Genomic DNA, 17753 nt, shown 5'->3' with positions numbered 1-17753 from the left:
ATAATATTTGAAAACCCTTGAAATATCTGGTATTATCACCTAGGTAAAAAATACTATATTCAGGAGATGAGCAGTGGTGAAGTTTAGGTATTTAGGACTACTATTATTTTCATTCATTTTAATAACGACTTTCTCACCATCCGCTTATGCACATTCAGGTAGGACGGATGCAAACGGAGGGCATAATTGCTCAGCCAGCTCCAAGGCCAAAGGATTATGTACGGGCTACCATTATCACAATGGAGGATCTTCCTCCGGAAGCAGTTCACCATCAACATCATCCGGTGGGTCAGCTTCTAATGCTAAACCAGCAGCAGCTCCAGTAGAAACGATTCCAAATGGGCATGTCAAAGTTGAAAAACCAGCATACACGATTAACGTTAATGGTACTTCAATCACCAACTCAACCCTTAAATATCCCGTCATCTCTTATAAAGACATCACGTATTTTCCGATGACCTTTAAGTTTACTCAAGCGCTTGCACTAGAAACAGTATGGGACGCTGAAGCTGGATTCGTCATTCGAAAGACTTCCAATAAGGCTGGAAAGCTTGAATTGGACTTTGGCACTACGAACTCGAACTTGTATGCTAGTCAACCGGATTTTAATATCTATGTGAATGATGCTTGGATTGATAATGGTTCCGAGGAATACCCGTTATTGGTATTAAACGATGTAACCTATTTTCCAATGACCTGGCATTATGCTGTTGATGAATTAGGTTTATCCATAAAGTTTGAAAACAACACTTTCTATATATCTAAATAAGATTTTAAAATTGTCAAAAGTTTAGCCCCAGGATCAATAGAGCGATACAGCGCTTGAATGGAGAACTGAAAAAGTTGTCAGTTCGCAACTTTAGCAAAAGTTACAAAAGACACCCTCACGGGTGTCTTTTGTCTGGGGATTTCGCCTTTGTGATGTCTTTAATAGAAACTAAGAACTTGTACATATAGATCCTGGGCAGACATAGGAATTAGAGACAGAAATTAAGAGTATAACTCCTACTGCGGTGGCTGGGTCATAGCCTTCGATGAAGTATCTTTTGCATCTGCACTTCCATTAATAATCACAGGCCAAATAGCAGATGTACCTGCTACACTTGCACCTTATATTTGCACTTCACCAGTTGTCATCCTATGCCTCATAAGGACTTGCATTTAAAATACGAACTTCATCATCCTTAGTTTTCCTCTCCTTTTGAGCAAGCTTCACTTCTTCTATTACTTCTACAATACTACCATCATCCATAAACATTGTTGCAGAACTCGCTAAAACTATGTGTCTTGCAGGGTTAGCTCAATTATTTATTTATTTTTGAAAAGACAAAACTAAGTCAAAAAAAGCTGACTTTTTTGTATGCCTGATTCTCATTCTTGCGGGGTCATTATTTGCCTATTTCACAATCTAATTTTGCAAATAATAGGCAGCTTTTTCCGTTTTTAACCTTCTATAAAATTTGAAAACAAGACTTTTTACATTTCAAAATAAGCTAACGCCAAATAAACCCCACCTATTTAGGAAGGGGTTCTGTTCTGACGCCACTGCTTATGCTAACTACTTAGGATTAGGACCATATTGGTTCTCATTAGGATCACTAAGAGGGGCAGGAATAAGAAAAAAGACACCCCTGAGAGTGTCTTTTTGTAGGAATCTCGCTTCGTAGACTTTCCTAGGCTAGGTCAAATACTCAGTTGTTACTAGTATCCAATACTCATGTCATTAAAATCGACTTTAATTCCAGCTGCTGTCATAAAATCTATACCTAATATCCCATCAAAACCATAAGGTTCCCTTGTCATTCCTAATTGAAGTTTAAAAGAAGGGAGAATTATGGGGCCAATTTGCATGCCAACTACTATTTGCTCATAACATAACTCGCTTGCACCGCCGACTCCATACATCCTTTTAGCAGTCCCATTGATGATGTCGAGGTATAATCCGATATTTACGACTAGATCTGTATCAAAAATTGTCGATGTACATCCTGTATCAAACAATACATTACTCATATTAATTGTTCGTTCCTGATAGGTTAACGAAAATGAAATTATCGGAAGACCGTTCTCGAGTCTAAGCTCCATCTTTATTTTCGAACTCCTGTAAAGTATTCCTCGATAACTTCAATTTCTTGTTTACTGGTATGAAAGACATAGAATTCACGTTCAGGATTTTCCTTATGATGAAGCTTATAACCTTCCCAAGCGGTCACTGGATTATCATATTCCTCCACAACTGTCATTTCTTCAATTGTTCGTAAGCGATTCTTTGACACTGCTTTAATTGCTTCAACTAAGACGAAGCGGCCGGGGTAATGGTTACAAATTTCAGACCATTTCATCTCACATATCCCCCTTTAAAAGTAATTTTATTAATTATAACATACATTTACAATTGTATTGCGGTGTATCCAGTATGGCATTCTTACTCTTGCAAATCGAATGGGCTATCCATTCGCATAAGAGATAACCTATGATATTGCCATAACGATTTATATTCAGCTTTAAGCTTTTCATAAGCATCAAAGAGCTTATGATATTGCTCTTTACTAATCATTTCTGTGTTTTTTTCAACGATTACTGATGGTGATACACTAAGTATAGGATTCCATTCTTTTTTTAATGATCGTAGAGTTAGTATACTAATTTTATATCTCTTTGCAACTTCCTTATCAGAAATTTGTTGTATTTTCAAATCATCATATATCTCTTTGCTTAGCAGCTTATTCATTGAATCTGGCACCTCCAATTTTATTTGCCCCATATAGAGATATCCTTTTAATTTATTACCAATTCTAATCACAACTTCGCTGCTAACCTTCAATTTTCTAATAACTTCATTAGTAGAGTACCCAGCCACTAGTAAACGTGCGACCTTCCTTTCCCTTGAATTCAGCATATTTAAAAAGTTTTCATCTAGGAAATATGATTTAAGAGTAGGCTCCGCTTGAAGAATTTCAGCAACTAAAACTTTGCCTTGATTATCATTATATAAGGGCATTTCTATAGACATGGCATCTTTATGTTGCAAATATTGTATTGCTCTTTCGACTTCTGATGTACGGCAGCGTAATATATCAGAAATTTGTGATGTGCTCATATCTTCTATTTGCATCTTTTTCAGTTTAATTGCAAGCTGTTTTATTCGTAACGGTGCAAATACTGCACCTGTATTTCTACTTAATTCATCTTTAAGACTTCCTTCTATCCTTTTTCTTGCATAAGTCCAAAAAGAATCAACAGAACCAACCGCCTTATTTGTATCAAAGGATTTAATCACTTGAAAAAGACTCAACCTTGCAACTTGAAGTAAATCATCAAAGTAATTGCTGTGGTAGGCCGATGAAACTGCGTATTTTTGCTTAATGATACCTTGTATCCTTGGTCCATATTTTCTCCAGTACTCATTAAATGTATCTTCCAAAAGTCTCCCCCTATCAACAATAGAAAAGGTTTTTCAGGTTAAAATTACAATACTTTCAACTAAAGAGAACGCTTGTTCTTATTATCAATATTAACATAGCTATATTCATAAATTAAGTAAATTTATAGTAAAATAAGCAGAAACTTTCTCCTTCTTTCTGATAAGTCAAATTTAAGAGGAAGCTATGGCATTTTCTAAAAAGCCATTAAGTGCAAATAACGCCAAATAAACCCCATCTATTTAGGATGGGGTTCTGTTCTGACGCCACTGCCTATGCTAACTGCTTAGGATTAGGACCATATTGGTTCTCACTAGGATCACTATCTTGACAATAAAATACGATAAGAATAATAGTACCGATAAGTGGAATTAAACCAATCAGTATCCACCAAGCACTTCTCCCCGTATCATGAAGCCTCCGGAATGCAACGGCTAAGGATGGCAATAAGACAGCCAAAGAGTAGAGGCCGGTTAACACGTTCGTAATCCCCAGTAGGGATTCCAATATGGCAAGGATGATGGAGATTATCAGATTGAAAAGCACAAACATCCAGTACTCCTTGCGTTGCGCTCTCCCTGAAAATCCGACGTAGTTTTTCAACACCTTTGAATACCATTCCATGTGTATTCCCCCTTCATATTCACCAACTTGTATTGATAAAACGGCTTCCCTTTTTTGAAATCTCCTTCGCATTTGTATGTAATTATTTGATCATGTAAAGACTCTGCCCCCCCTTTAGAATGTTTGCATTTTCCCACTCCACCTCCCCGAACAAAGCCATGGTGTTCCAGGTCCCAAATAATGCTATGCCCTTATATGTATTTTGATGGGGGTTGTCTTAATGATTAAAAAATGGGCGTTATTGGATGAAATTATGTAAACAGCTGATTGCATGCTCTCTAGGAACTTCACAAATAAAAAAATCCCTACATCACAATGACGTAGGGATTTTTTCAGCAAACGCACAACAACGATAGCTACCTGTATTTTGTATGTTTACTTTTAACGCGATTAAAGCCCTTTATCCTCCATGAGCTTATGAACCCGTTCTTTGACAGAGTCATCAGGTTCTATCTCCGACAAATGATTAACTACATTAATAAGCCGCTCATCCCAGGCGGTAACATGCCAACCCTCTAACGCCTTGATCGCCATGTTCCGATTTCTGGTTACAGGACTGTTCAGACCCGTCAAGATCAGTTCAACACCGATCCCTTCATACTGATCCAAACTCTGCAAAATGGTATCCAAATTCCAATGTGCCGCATATTCTTGGCCAAGACCCATCTCATCGCCGGGACCGGTAGCAATGTGCTGAAGCGGAAGATGTTCAGTGGCGAACTGAACCAATTGCCGGATACGGTTCGGGTCGTTCGATTTCATGAGCTGAAAGTAATGAAAATCCAGCAGCGGATCTGCGGCAAGCTGACCATACAGCGTYTCCCAAATATCCACACCAAGCTTATCCGCGCATGCTGCACCATAGTATCGATTCGATGAATTACCGGTGCTAACAGCGTGCGTTATAATGCTTACCCACTTGGCATTGGTAATTATTGATTCGCATACATCCCTACTATTAGTTCTTACCTGTTCTGTCCATCCTTCCGACATCCGCCGAGACCAATTCTTTTCGTCCTGAGCCAAGAAGTCGCGAATGCTCAACACGACAGACAGATGCTTAGCAGCTGAACCCATCTCCTGGGCGAGCCTCACGTAATCGGACACGACCTGCGGAGCATACTCGTAATCGTCAATATCCTCTGCAGGACCGCCATTCAATAACGCTTCCATAATATCCGTCGCCCCATCGAACAATGCGCTATCTACCGAATTGGCTGAGAGCGCCTCTCGCAATCCGCCATTCCTCGCACAAATGCAAGCTAAGTATTCATTCATAACGCTGTTTTTGCAGCCTTGGCGCAGCAGCCAGTCTTTAATCTCCTCAGTAGCTGGCTCGAGTCTTTCGACGAGGTGGATTTTCCCCCACCCATGGACATGCTTAGCTAGTTCAAATAGAATCAGGTTGCTGTCCTCCATGCCATTCCGAATCGCAACCGCAGCATATAATGTAAATTCATCGTGCCTCCCCAGTATCAGAAGAAGTTCCTTCACTTGCTCGTTCTGGAAAAGGCCCAGCAGCGCAATTCCGAATTTGACGACATTGCGATGTGCCCCATTTTCGGCGAACCATCTTGCCTCTTGGATTAAAGCATCAGGCTGTATGCCCGGCTGCTTACGCAACTCTTCTAAAATGAAATCAATTTTGCTGCCAATATCCGTCTTCACAAGCTTAGTATATAGCGTCTTTCTAATTGAATTCTTCGAATTTCTTGATTGCTTCGCCAGAAGGTGGACTAACTCGCGCGTCTCGTCCGTCATCTGACCTGGCCCCGCATGGTGTCCGAAAGCACCATCCAGGCCGCCTGCTACCCACCTAACTTTACTACCGGACCAGAATTCTTCCTCATCTGGCAGCGACTTGCCTACGGTCTCGCCTTGCTCCTTAATAAATGAATAAATGGAGGATTTGCCTTCCCAGAGAGGTCGGGCGATTTTACAAAGAAATGTAACCATCGTTATCATCACCTTTTTCGTATACTCATTCAGCTTAGAGCGGAACAACTCATCAAGTCTCTGATCCCGCCCAGTCGCTTGCACTCTATTATTACTTAGCTCCCCCAAGAAGCGAATTCAGCTGTTCCAGCAAATTGTCTCTGCCAGTGAGCGAAATCGTCCCGATTTTCTCACAAATTTTCTCAAGAAACTCAAGCTCCTTCAAGCGAAATAGGGTCTGATTCTCGTCCATCAACTTAGCTGTGTTAAGCAGACTTCGGGTAGAAGCGGTCTCCTCGCGACGGGTTATCAAGTTTGCTTGGGCTTTCTTTTCTGCTAGAAGCACTGTATTAAGTATCTCTTTTATATCCCCAGGTAGAATAATATCCTTTACACCGGCAGCAAAGAATTTGACCCCGTAATCCTCACTTTTTTCGTTCAGACGCGATAGTACGAATGCCGCTATCTCTTGCCTCATCCGCAACAAGTCATCAAGCTTCAATGTCCCGACGTATTCACGCAAAATAAGCTGTAAAAGAACATAAACCTGATCTTCGAAAGCTTTGATTTCCAGTGCACGCAGCGGATTAATAATCTTGTACTGGCAGACGAAATTTAAGCGAAGCGTTACCTTATCCTCCGTCATCATTTCCTGACCGGTCATATCCAGCTGTTGCTGACGTAGATCCACGGTTTTTATCGATGCTATTACTGGCCCCTTCCAGAAGTAATATTTTCCTGGGGCAAGCTCCTTCTGCATAACGTTATTATAAAAAAGCATCCCTGTCTCGTGGCTAGCCACTTCCAAAACATATAAATGACTTGCAACTTTCGCAAATATAGCTCTATCTACTTCTACACCAACCTCTGGTTGGCGAATATCCACCCGCGTGAAGTCATGCTGTTTCATCACATTCCAGAAAGCGTATTTACCGGCTGTCATAAGTGATACGAACTTTCCATCCTCGTAATGAAGAACGTACTCATGATCCTGAACATTAATAACGGTAATCTCCTCAAGCAACCGTTCATCCTGAAGAAATAAGTTCAGATCCTTCCCCTGCACGATAAATGGTTTAGTGACATTCATCAACACGATTTCATCATCTGAAAATGGAGCAAGTCGATAAACACCTGGTTGCAAGTGCTTCACATAACTGCCTCTCTTAAAGAGTAATCCTCTTTCATCAGCTTTCACGATAATTTTCTTAAACATCATTTATCTCCTCATTTCATGGAACCTTTGTGGGGTGTTGTGACCTTTATTAGGGAAACCTCCTGATCAAGAAGCGGAGCCAGCTTATGGTTGAAAAATCGGTACCTGCGTACGAAACGTTTTGATGGTGATGCGGTCTCCACATTTCAGCCCGCGCTCCCTCATCTTGCCATTACGTGGCCAAGTACTTTATTTTCGAACCGGTATCCACAGGCTGCAAAGCTGCTTTCTCAGTACCTACTCAAAGCTAGGCTGAGGCTTCCCTCTAACAAGGTCTACTAATTTGTTCATCGCTCGATTGGAAGTCGAGTACTCTACCAGAATCGCTCATTATGCGATTGGGGAATCGAACCCCAAGTAGTGGTTTCTTACCGATCCGATCGTACAGGATACCGTAGCATACGATGCCCGGCACTGCGGGATATCTCGATATCCCCGCCTCGTTACGACCGTCCGCATAAGAAACAATGTAAGCCTTACAGGTTCTATCTTCGCTTATTTCCCAAATAACGAACATGGTGAAAGTATTACGACGTTGCGTAATTTTTCCATTTCGCCCAAGTGTATTTCCTTGATCCGGAAGCGAAACGTTAAATAACTCWACATCAATGATGTAGAGTTATTTGGTGCAAAACTTATTTCACGTCGCTAATTAGTTTCAGCATACGCACAACAACAGTGGCCACCTGTGCCCGTGTACTATTTTGAGCAGGAGCAAAATGAGTATCGTCCATACCGTTCAGTAATCCAAGTGCTGTAGCAGCTGCTACATATTGCTTTGCCCAATCGCTAATACTGCTTGCGTCAGCATAATTGAACGGTTGAGCTGAAGCAAGATCACTCAGTTCCTTACCCGTAGCGTTCAGGTACGCGCCGACCATCATGACCGCCAACTGTTCACGCGTAACATTATCATCCGGAGCAAATGTGTTATCGCCTGTGCCACCTGCAATCTTCGCAGCATAAGCAGCGTATACAGCATCCTTGTACCACGAATCTTCAGCTACATCTGAGAACAGATTAGTGGCTGTTTGATCCGGCAGATTCATAGCTTTCTTGAGAATCGTAACAAACTGTGCGCGGGTCATGTTGCTGTTCGGCTGGAAGGCGTCAGCATCCATGCCGTCCACGATTTGCTTGCTGACCAGTTGCTGGATATCCTCTTGCGCCCAATGGCCTTGAATATCAGCGAAAGTGGTCAATGCTAGTGCTTGTTCATTTTTCTCTAGTACTGCGTACTTAGAGAAGTGAAGTAACGATGCGGTGATCGTACCATCCCCATTGAGTGTTCCGCCCACGTAAGTCCAAGTATTAGTCGTCTCATCTAGCCAATAGACGCCTAATTTACTAATGTCTTTTACTTTCGACGGATCATAGTGGAATACAACTTCAACTGGGCTATTAAAGGCAGTGACCGTCTTATCCTTTTCAGTTAAAGTAAACTCTACCAGTGGAGAGGCAGCAAGGAAGCTGCTCACCTTTGGAAACTCACTGTTTGTAATCTTCATAAGTCATTTTGCCGTTAGCGTCCGGCGTAGGCAAGCTCTTGCCGCCGCCGCCGCCACCACCGCCTCCGCCTCCGACAGGGTTAGCAGGTTGTGATGGAGGTGGAATCTGATTAACAAGTTCAGCAGTATACGCTTTTTCAATCTTCAAGCTCGGAATATCCCCACCACGTTGCACTGAGAAATAAAGACTTCCGGCTCCGGTTCCCAACTGCGGAATGCTAAAGTTTACTGAAGTCTCATTACCCTCAACTACTTTCAGTAAGAATGAATTAGCTGAATTTGAGTCTCTGTACACTCGAACGACGTCACTAGGGTTTAATCCCGAGACAGTAATGGTATCGGGGGTCCCGGACTTATTATTGGTAATTTGAATTTGATCGGGTGTCAACGAACGTTCGTAAGTCCGATCAATTAAATTAGTTGTATAAGGAGTACTCATCCCAATTGTGGAAACTGCATAAACAGCAATCTTGGTTGCCCCTATTGGAATTTGTGTATTCATAGGAATAGTGGTCTCATAGCTTCCATTTTGATTTACTGGCAGACTAATAATAGGTTTGAGCTTCTGCAGTAGATCGTCGACAAAGTAAACCTCGTAACGCATAGTACCATAGAAATTATTATTTGTATAAAAGGATAAGTAGCCACCCACTTCTCCTTTATCTCCATCATCGTCCCTCTGTTGTAAGTACCCAACTGGAGTTTGATAAGTTATCGGCAAGTTAGAAACAGGCTCACTCGCTATGTTATTTACCAACAAATAATAATCTCCCAATACTTTCTCATCATTTGCCGAATTGATAGCCGATAGCCTCACTTTCGTGGCACCTGCTGGGATCTGCGTATCTAAGATGGATACATTATACTGCTGCTGCCCTTTACTGACTTGTGCAAAAGTGCCCCCCATTGGCGCCCCTATAGAATCAATAAATTTGACAACATAATTTTTCACACTCGTTTCATCAATGAAAGGAACCCAGTGCAATACACCATTGAAATTCTTCGCGCTAGTATCAATATCTTCGACATAAATACTAAAGGGATCGAATTCAATGTTATCCCATAGTCCGAAATAATATCCGTTAGTACTTTCACCTAGATTATTTTTACCAAAAATCCCAATTCTTTCGGCGCCCGCTGGAATTGCAGTACCATTAGGCAAAGTAATCTCATAACTTGGATAGTTGAACCCATGGCTTGGACGAATGAGCCTGCTTTGTGTTACTTCAGCAATGGATTGAAGTTTTACGTTATTTTTATCTACAAAATAGAGATCATAGCCTGTTGCAGCTCCATCTGAAGTAAGGTCATACCAACTGATCGAGCCGCCAATGTTACCACGGGATTTATCTTCATCGTAGATATAAGGGAACAAAAGGTCTGGAACTGGAATCGCCGGATTCGTCCCTACAATTACTGGGCTGCTCATAGTATTGTCAAAAACTTGCATGCGGTACATTTCTGTACTTATATTTCCGGACAAGTCCATTGGTCGCAAATCGAGATAAACGGCTCCTGCAGGTACCAAGTTTTCAGCAATATCAATATGATAATTTATAAAAGACGATGAATTCTTTGGAACGCTATACGCACTTCCAAGCGCCGTTCCGGAAGCATCGGTAAAAATCAGTTGGTAGCCCGAATAAATAGTTTCAATTGGAGTAAACCAATTCACTAATGGATGGACTTTCCCACGAATTGGGTTCTGATCTTCTAATGTGTACTCAAAATAGGAGGATGGCCCTCCACCACCGGAACCGCCACCGACATAATCCGATATCATAACAGTAGAGGCGGAAGAACTTTCTCCAATAGCATTCTTAGCATAAACACCTAAATACAATGCTCCCGCAGGTATGATAGTTTCTGGAAGACTGTAGTTATAGTACGAACTATTTGCAGCATAAGGAACTTCCGTTATTTTATTTCCAATTTTATTCTTATTTTGATTTAAGAAATACACCGTGTAACTGGTTATATAGGAGGTACCTGGTGTGGTATTCCAATTGATGTTCCCACTTATTTCTCCTGCAGTAGCATCGTTATCGTAAAAATTTACATTAGAAACTTGCAGCGACGGCGGATTAAATTCTGGTGCACTATCATGAAGCGCCTGCATATTAGTGAACTTCTGCAAGGTTTTCCCGTCTTCAGATACCACAACCATTACACCGTTTGGTAAGGTTAGCACATTCTTCGTCGCGAATGGTAGATGGTATTGCATGGTAAACGAATCCCGATTCCAAACCGAATCTTTTGCAAAAATATTTGTTCCCTTAGCAGCAATAATTGCAGCCCCAAAATAACCGTTCCATRCCGGAATCGGAAGAAGTGTATTTTTATCCAACAGATAACTCGCGTAGTATAGATCATTTCCATTCATTGTGATCTGGCCTAATGCGTTGCTATAGGCTTGAGAAACTGCTTGCTGCGTAAAATTGGTTAGATTAAACTTAAAAGCCCAACTAGTGGAATAATTTGACTTTTCTCCAAAGTATAATGCATTGTCCCCTAGACTAAGGACCATACGACCTGGATTAAAGATTGTAGCGTAATTAGCCTTAATTCCTGTTGCAGTATCAACGACATGAATCCCCGGATAACCGAAAACACTCATATCTGATGCGGTATATATCAGCTTTTGATTGCTATATACAACTTGACTTACAAAGCTGCCGACATCCCATGAATAGACAGCTCCGTTGACGTTTGTCTCAGAAAGAGTATCCACTCTCATAACCTGAGTCGCTGATGCATTGCCAATGAATAACTTGTCATGATCTATAAATATCGAATTAGGGTTGGACCCTATGGTTCGGGTTTCTTGAACGGTCATATCACTTGTTCGAATCCTCATCAACTGATTGTTTTCCGAGGAGATGGCGAACAGGCTCGCACCATCACTGCTGTATACGAGATCGGTTACAGACTTATCCAGTACCAGCTTTTGACCGTCAGTCTGCCAAGATACCGGAGGAGTGGAGGGCGCCAGATTCACATTAATGATCTGTATAACGTTGGGAGTGCTAGGATTCCTATCATTCGAACCCGTATAGGAATAGACATGATTCTGACTGTCCATTAAAATTTTTCTTGAAGCCACAGGAAGTTCGGCAATTTGAGTAAAGCCTTCCCGATCATAAACATAGCTGTGGGACGGTACATCATTTCCCGAATTGCTGGTAAAAACTGTGTTGCCTACAATATACATTGCACTATACTGATAGGTACCTTGAATGGAGGTTAAGTCCGTATTTTTAAAGCGGTAGCCCGCATAAAAAACCTGATTCCCATCAGCAAGCACCTTTCTGCCCGGATAACTAAAGCCATAGCCGTTACTATAATTAGTTTTCGAAAGTGGCTGCAGCGTAGTCGTGCTGTATGATGTAAGATCGGATCCACCCGAGCCCGAATCACCAATAAACAGAATATGGTTTACCGCATCAACAGCAAGATCGGGTTGATAGAAACTACCCATAAATCCTGGATCCAGCACAGTCTCTACTTGTGTTGTTAAATTGTATGTCGCTACATGACACCACTGGTCATACTCTGCGTAGAACAGCTTATTACCGTCAATGGCCAGTTCATAAGGCTTTATGGAAGTTGTGATCGAGCCAACTACTTCCTTTTGAGTAATATCTACAATAGCAATGGCCTTTGTTCCTGACAAAGCGACATAAAGCTTGCCGCCAGATTGTACTAAATCTGAAGGTGCAGTACCGAGCGTTACTTGCTTCTCTATCTGAAGGTCACTCATACGAATAAATAGTAGACTATTAGCCTCACTAGATACAGCGTAGATATATCCTCGCGCTTCATCCATTATCCATTCCCGGATCGGATTTGTAAGTGTAAGCGGTGAAGGTGTTACAGCTCCTGCGTATGCTTTATTAGCATTTATCCCCGGGAATAAAACAGATGAGAGAACCATAAAGATAGCCAATAGGACTATAGATATTTTTTTATGTAATAAACTCCTGTACGTTCTAGAATGCATGAAAAATGATCCTCCCACTTTGAGCTTTGACAGCTATGTTCTAAAGTTATTTTTGTAAATTATGTACTACAAATTATTAAGTCTCATCCTTTAAATTGCGAAAATACATCTCCCCTTCAAAATTAAACTCTGTACGACGCATCCCCAAGCAAGCTTGCCTGCTATGTCAATTTGTAATGACTTCGTTGCACGCACCAATTATCCTCTAACTTTGTAAAATCTTAATAGTTCGTTCGCCATAATTTTACATAAGGCAATGTTATTGAAATAAAATAAAGAATCCCCACATCGCTGATGTAGGGATTCACTATCAAAAATTATTACTTCATCTTCTAATTAATCAAAAACCGCACAACCCGCTTCACAACATCACTCGCAGCCTCTTCAATCGAATGCTTGCTTGTATCGATGTCGACTTCCATCAACTCTTGCCCAATGATGTCCCGCACAATTGCTCGGTCATTGTCATTCTGACTCGCGACCAAAGCAATAAGTCCCGCATCGTTCATCAGTTTGGCCACTTCAGCGATTCGCTGCGAAGCTTCTCCTTGGCTACTCTCAAGCAGCATCGTATGGTAACCTGTCGATACCAAACGTTTCTCAACTTCCTTCGCTACAGCTAAGTTATCCGAAGCCGAACCGCTGATCCAAAGTGTTAGCGGACTCTGTCCCTTTTGCTCAGCACGGACATCTCTGGTGACTTCCGTATCAAACTGCACAACGCTGTTCGAGCTTTGAATAGCCTGTTCAATCACTCCGCAAGCGGATGTCATGTTGGTGACACGATCGATCAGAATAAATCCGCCAATACTTTTATACTGTTCAAAGGAATCAAAAACGATGTCGTCGGATAAAGAAAACTCGCATTTCGCCACTTCATTTTTGACAATTTGATCGGCTGGAACGGTACTACCTGTATTAATATCGATTTTATGAGTAATTGCTGTCACGGTACCAGGCAGGACTTTCGTTCCTACTTTGACCAAATAATTTTTGCCGGGAGTCAGCACGGAATCATCCATCCACAGAATCGTCGCAGTAAAGCGATCAGCCTCTTTGATTTGATCATCTTTCGTGAATACACAGCCGCGTGAAACGTCGACTTCACGATCCAACTGAATGGTTACAGGTTGTCCCGCATAGGCGAATTCCCTATCTTGATCTGTCACTAAGATGCGTTTGACTTTCGCTTTCTCACGACTCGGCAGAATGGTCAACTCATCATCGACCGCGATATTACCAGCCTCAATCTGGCCCTGGAAACCGCGGAACGTATGGTCCGGTCGACATACACGCTGGATTGGCATCATGAACGGTTTGGCATCATTAGTCTCAAGAACATCCACATTTTCTAAATAAGATAATAAAGGAAGGCCCTCATACCAAGGCGTATGTTGTGATTGTTTGGTAATGTTATCCCCTTCTGTCGCAGACACAGGGATCACTTCTATGCTTTGAAAATGGAATTCACCTGCTGTTTGGAAGAACTCATCTTTAATCTCTTCAAAGATCTTTTGTTCAAAATGAACTAAATCCATTTTGTTCACAGCCAAAACAAGATGTTTAATGCCCATGAGTGCACAAATTCGGGTATGGCGTTTGGTTTGGGTAATGACCCCTTTGGTTGCATCTACAAGAATGACGGCAAGGTCCGCAAAGGATGCGCCTACTGCCATGTTACGTGTATACTCTTCGTGCCCCGGTGTGTCTGCTACAATGAATGAACGGTGATCCGTCGTAAAATACCGATAGGCCACGTCAATCGTTATCCCTTGTTCACGCTCAGCCAGTAACCCATCAAGAAGCAAGGAATAGTCAATTTTACCGCCACGGCTACCAAGTCGGCTATCCAGCTCCAGCGCTCTCTCCTGGTCGGCGAATAGAAGCTTTGCTTCATAAAGCATATGTCCAATTAAGGTGGATTTCCCGTCGTCTACACTTCCGCATGTAATAAATTTAAGCAGACTTTTCATTTTAGAAATAACCCTCCCGTTTGCGTCTTTCCATACTTCCTGCCGCTTCTTGGTCAATAACCCGAGTAGTTCGTTCGGATGAAACCGCACCAAGCGTTTCTTCGATGATGGCATCCAGCGTATCTGCTTCTGACTCGGCTCCGCCAGTAAGAGGATAGCAGCCTAGTGTGCGGAATCGCATCTTCTTCATTTCAATTTTCTCATTAGGCTCGAGTTTCAAACGTTCATCATCCACCATGATGAGATGGCCATCGCGTTCAAGAACGGGTCTTTCCTGTGCAAAATAGAGAGGTACAATATCAATATTTTCTCTGCGAATGTATTGCCAGATATCTTTTTCCGTCCAGTTGGAGATCGGGAATACGCGAATGCTTTCGCCTTTATTAATTCTCGTGTTAAAAAGTTTCCACATCTCCGGGCGTTGGTTCTTCGGATCCCAGGCATGATTCTTATTGCGGAAGGAGAAAATCCGCTCTTTCGCACGCGACTTCTCCTCGTCACGTCTGCCGCCGCCGAACGCAGCCGTAAATCCGTACTTGTCCAATCCCTGCTTCAGGGCTTGGGTTTTCATGATGTCCGTATACGCGGAACCGTGATCGAAAGGGTTAATCCCTTGTTCAATCCCTTCTTGATTGGAGTGAACGATCATCTTGATTCCGAATTCTTTGGCTTTGCGGTCGCGGAACTCGATCATCTCTTTGAACTTCCACGTTGTATCAATGTGCATGAAAGGAAATGGCGGCTTCTCGGGATAAAAAGCTTTCAGCGCCAAATGCAGCATCACGGAACTATCCTTCCCGATCGAATACAGCATTACGGGGTTCTCACACTCCGCGGCTACTTCTCGGATAATATAAATCGCTTCAGCCTCGAGTTGATCCAGATGCGTCATTTCTTGTATGGAATCAAGCATCAGTTTTTGCATGGAAAGGTGCCTCCCTTTAATTCTTACTAAATCCATCGGTATTTTATTATATACTATCAGATTCTAGCTTTTATGCAAAGTGGAAGAAAGTAAATTTGTCTATTTTTCTATCATTTTCCTCGAATAATGTCGTAGTAATTTAATGAACAATGGGAATAAACCCCAGAAGCCTATAGCCTCTAGGGTTTATTTGGAATTTCGTAACCGTACTAGTTGTTTTGTGTTGTAGTTGTGTGATGTTGTTGATTTTGCCCTGTATGGTGATGTTGCCCCATATTGTGTTGCTGTCCCATGTGATGTTGCCCCATGTGGTGTTGCCCCGTATGATGAGGGTGCTGAACATGGTGTTGTTGGTGGTGCATGGGATGATGCTGCATATATGCATGATAGGGATGCGGAACATAGGCAACGTAATGATGCATCGGATGGTAAGGAACATGATGCATTGGATGATAGACATGGTGTGGGTGATGAGCATAATGATGATGCGGATGATAAACTTGATGAGGCTGTGCGTAATGAGCTTGAGCTTGGGCGTGATGCGGTTGCGCTGGAGAATGAACGACTGGTGCTACGATAGGTTGCTGATAAATAGGGAGGTTATCTCCGGTCCATTTTGGAGCTTGTGGAACAGGTTGAACTTGTTGAATGGGCAGCACTGGCTGAGCTTGTTGAATGGGTTGAACCGGTTGAGCTTGTGGAACGGATTGAAGTTTCTCTGTTCTTGTTGAAGCATGATAGATAGGCAAGCTATTCTCTGTTGATCGACTGTCTTTTGTCATTTTCTTGCTCCCTTCTAAGGTAGGCATATGTCAATACGTCATCCTATGCACCGAATCGCAATTAGGGTATTCGTCTACAGAAATTGGGCTCATTTATCTTGTTTTTTTCAAATATCCAACCTTTCGCACATGAATCCAATCTCCAATTTTGACAATCATGGACCGTTCCCGTGAAGGGTGCTGAAATTCTGAGAAGTAGGAGAAATCAGGATGAACATAACGATCTGTTAGATAGGCTGATTTCGTACTACCAGACATTCTGTGTTTATTGAGCACGTGAATGACTTCCTCCCCAGAAGCAATTCCGAGACCATGACCATGACCATAATAAAGGTCGTTGTCCAGCAAGACGACGTTCTCCCCTTTCCACCAGGGAAGCAATTGTTCCACGTCGGGATTTTCGAAATAAAGCACATCCCCTATCACAGCCTCCTCCTTATTGAATCGGTCGATGAGGTTCAATTTGCCATTGGAATGCCAATCAAATAATAAAAGATCCGCAAATAATCGGTCGAATTGCTTAGGATCTATCGATTGTATGAGTGCATGATACAAAACCACAACGACAGCCATTGAGCATTCGAATCCGTAAGAGCCGCTATTTGTGAATATATCCCTGATCGCGTCCTTTGGAGCAACTCCACTATTCAGCTGGAACCTGCCTTCATCCGTTAAGTGCCAATATGCCGGGTTGCATAAGGTTCTTTCGAATCCTGCAAAATAGACACCAGCTCGACTCAGCTCTTTCGCGGATTTCATAATCTGCGTTCGCATGTGCAGCTCAAAAAGCAATTCATGAATGGAGTCATACCGATACTCATAAGGACTGGTCTGCTTCTTTTGGAAAATGGCTAGTTCCAGCTCAGACAGCGTACCTTCTCCAAAGGTTACGTAATTGGTACCTTCGATTACAATCATGGACTTCTCCTCGTAATGAAGTAAGTGTGATTCACCTATTTTTATATGTGGAGATTCCGGGTTATGTGAATCATGTGTATTAGGTGCCACTCTCAATAAGATCAATCCGAGAAACTCAACGAGCAAGCTAAAACCGAAACTTAAATTATTATCTTCTACTCGATAGGATGGGTGATATAGAAGCAACACAAAAGAGCGGGTAAATGTAACCCGCTCGCGGTTTCTAAACGTGCTGCACTCCTTTAAGCTGCTCCAGAATATGCGGATCTTTGATTTTTGAGTCTTGGGCGAGCATTACGATTTTGGACAGTATCTCTGATGTTTTCGGGTCCTCATCCATAAACGGAAGGAATAACTTGCCGCGGTGCTGAGAATGCACAGGCAAGATATATAGGGTGCCGGCAGCTTGCTTCTGTACGGTCCCGCTCCCGAGATGAACCCCGTATTCCC

14 protein-coding genes are annotated in these 17753 nt (G+C 42.2%); 1 reads left to right on the top strand and 13 read right to left on the bottom strand.

Annotated features, from left to right (window positions below):
* Positions 1-76 precede the first annotated feature (76 nt).
* A complete protein-coding gene (locus AC1DUA_RS00385) occupies positions 77-769 on the top strand; it encodes a YHYH domain-containing protein (RefSeq protein WP_477497834.1) in 693 nt (230 codons plus the stop codon).
* 932 nt (positions 770-1701) lie between these two features.
* Here AC1DUA_RS00385 and AC1DUA_RS00380 read toward each other — a convergent pair.
* The 13 genes from AC1DUA_RS00380 to AC1DUA_RS00320 form a co-directional block, all read right to left on the bottom strand.
* Complete coding sequence (locus AC1DUA_RS00380; RefSeq protein WP_477497833.1) at positions 1702-2085, bottom strand: pepsin/retropepsin-like aspartic protease family protein; 384 nt, start codon at positions 2083-2085, stop codon at positions 1702-1704.
* Positions 2086-2087: 2 nt separating this feature from the next.
* Positions 2088-2342 (bottom strand): hypothetical protein, encoded by a 255-nt coding sequence (locus AC1DUA_RS00375; RefSeq protein WP_477497832.1) that lies wholly within the window; start codon positions 2340-2342, stop codon positions 2088-2090.
* Positions 2343-2425: 83 nt separating this feature from the next.
* Positions 2426-3424 carry a sigma-70 family RNA polymerase sigma factor gene (locus AC1DUA_RS00370; protein WP_477497831.1) on the bottom strand — a complete coding sequence of 333 codons (999 nt, stop codon included), beginning with the start codon at positions 3422-3424 and terminating at the stop codon, positions 2426-2428.
* A gap of 271 nt (positions 3425-3695) precedes the next feature.
* Positions 3696-4046: a DUF805 domain-containing protein gene (locus AC1DUA_RS00365; protein WP_477497830.1), complete on the bottom strand. Its 351-nt coding sequence runs from the start codon at positions 4044-4046 to the stop codon at positions 3696-3698.
* 390 nt (positions 4047-4436) lie between these two features.
* Positions 4437-6086, bottom strand: coding sequence for a limonene hydroxylase (locus AC1DUA_RS00360; RefSeq protein ID WP_477497829.1), 1650 nt, complete (start codon positions 6084-6086; stop codon positions 4437-4439).
* Positions 6087-6093: 7 nt separating this feature from the next.
* A complete protein-coding gene (locus AC1DUA_RS00355; protein WP_477497843.1) occupies positions 6094-7197 on the bottom strand; it encodes a slipin family protein in 1104 nt (367 codons plus the stop codon).
* A gap of 635 nt (positions 7198-7832) precedes the next feature.
* The gene (locus AC1DUA_RS00350; protein WP_477497828.1) at positions 7833-8705 is read right to left on the bottom strand and encodes an S-layer homology domain-containing protein; all 873 of its coding nucleotides are present in this window, start codon (positions 8703-8705) and stop codon (positions 7833-7835) included.
* Complete coding sequence (locus AC1DUA_RS00345; protein ID WP_477497827.1) at positions 8686-12705, bottom strand: YncE family protein; 4020 nt, start codon at positions 12703-12705, stop codon at positions 8686-8688. Before AC1DUA_RS00345 ends, AC1DUA_RS00350 begins: the two co-directional genes overlap by 20 nt.
* A gap of 332 nt (positions 12706-13037) precedes the next feature.
* The gene (locus AC1DUA_RS00340; RefSeq protein WP_477497826.1) at positions 13038-14678 is read right to left on the bottom strand and encodes a GTP-binding protein; all 1641 of its coding nucleotides are present in this window, start codon (positions 14676-14678) and stop codon (positions 13038-13040) included.
* Between the two features lies 1 nt (position 14679).
* Complete coding sequence (cysD, locus tag AC1DUA_RS00335; RefSeq protein WP_477497825.1) at positions 14680-15603, bottom strand: sulfate adenylyltransferase subunit CysD; 924 nt, start codon at positions 15601-15603, stop codon at positions 14680-14682.
* Between the two features lie 209 nt (positions 15604-15812).
* Positions 15813-16385 (bottom strand): hypothetical protein, encoded by a 573-nt coding sequence (locus AC1DUA_RS00330; RefSeq protein WP_477497824.1) that lies wholly within the window; start codon positions 16383-16385, stop codon positions 15813-15815.
* 93 nt (positions 16386-16478) lie between these two features.
* Positions 16479-17303, bottom strand: a complete 825-nt coding sequence (locus AC1DUA_RS00325) for a protein-glutamine gamma-glutamyltransferase (protein ID WP_477497823.1) — start codon at positions 17301-17303, stop codon at positions 16479-16481.
* 223 nt (positions 17304-17526) lie between these two features.
* Positions 17527-17753 (bottom strand): DUF7737 domain-containing protein (locus tag AC1DUA_RS00320; RefSeq protein ID WP_477497822.1); only part of this gene is annotated, 227 nt, incomplete at its 5' end.

The organism is Paenibacillus sp. 01T422, from assembly GCF_056398785.1.
This window is presented reverse-complemented; position numbering and strand designations above follow the sequence as displayed.

Excerpts from the sequence above, each read along its gene's own strand:
- AC1DUA_RS00340 (WP_477497826.1), bottom strand. The coding sequence starts at position 14,678 with ATGAAAAGTCTGCTTAAATTTATTACATGCGGAAGTGTAGACGACGGG.
- AC1DUA_RS00350 (WP_477497828.1), bottom strand. The coding sequence starts at position 8,705 with ATGAAGATTACAAACAGTGAGTTTCCAAAGGTGAGCAGCTTCCTTGCT.
- cysD (WP_477497825.1), bottom strand. The coding sequence starts at position 15,603 with ATGCAAAAACTGATGCTTGATTCCATACAAGAAATGACGCATCTGGAT.
- AC1DUA_RS00380 (WP_477497833.1), bottom strand. The coding sequence starts at position 2,085 with ATGGAGCTTAGACTCGAGAACGGTCTTCCGATAATTTCATTTTCGTTA.
- AC1DUA_RS00375 (WP_477497832.1), bottom strand. The coding sequence starts at position 2,342 with ATGAAATGGTCTGAAATTTGTAACCATTACCCCGGCCGCTTCGTCTTA.
- AC1DUA_RS00365 (WP_477497830.1), bottom strand. The coding sequence starts at position 4,046 with ATGGAATGGTATTCAAAGGTGTTGAAAAACTACGTCGGATTTTCAGGG.
- AC1DUA_RS00330 (WP_477497824.1), bottom strand. The coding sequence starts at position 16,385 with ATGACAAAAGACAGTCGATCAACAGAGAATAGCTTGCCTATCTATCAT.
- AC1DUA_RS00325 (WP_477497823.1), bottom strand. The coding sequence starts at position 17,303 with ATGATTGTAATCGAAGGTACCAATTACGTAACCTTTGGAGAAGGTACG.
- AC1DUA_RS00355 (WP_477497843.1), bottom strand. The coding sequence starts at position 7,197 with ATGTTTAAGAAAATTATCGTGAAAGCTGATGAAAGAGGATTACTCTTT.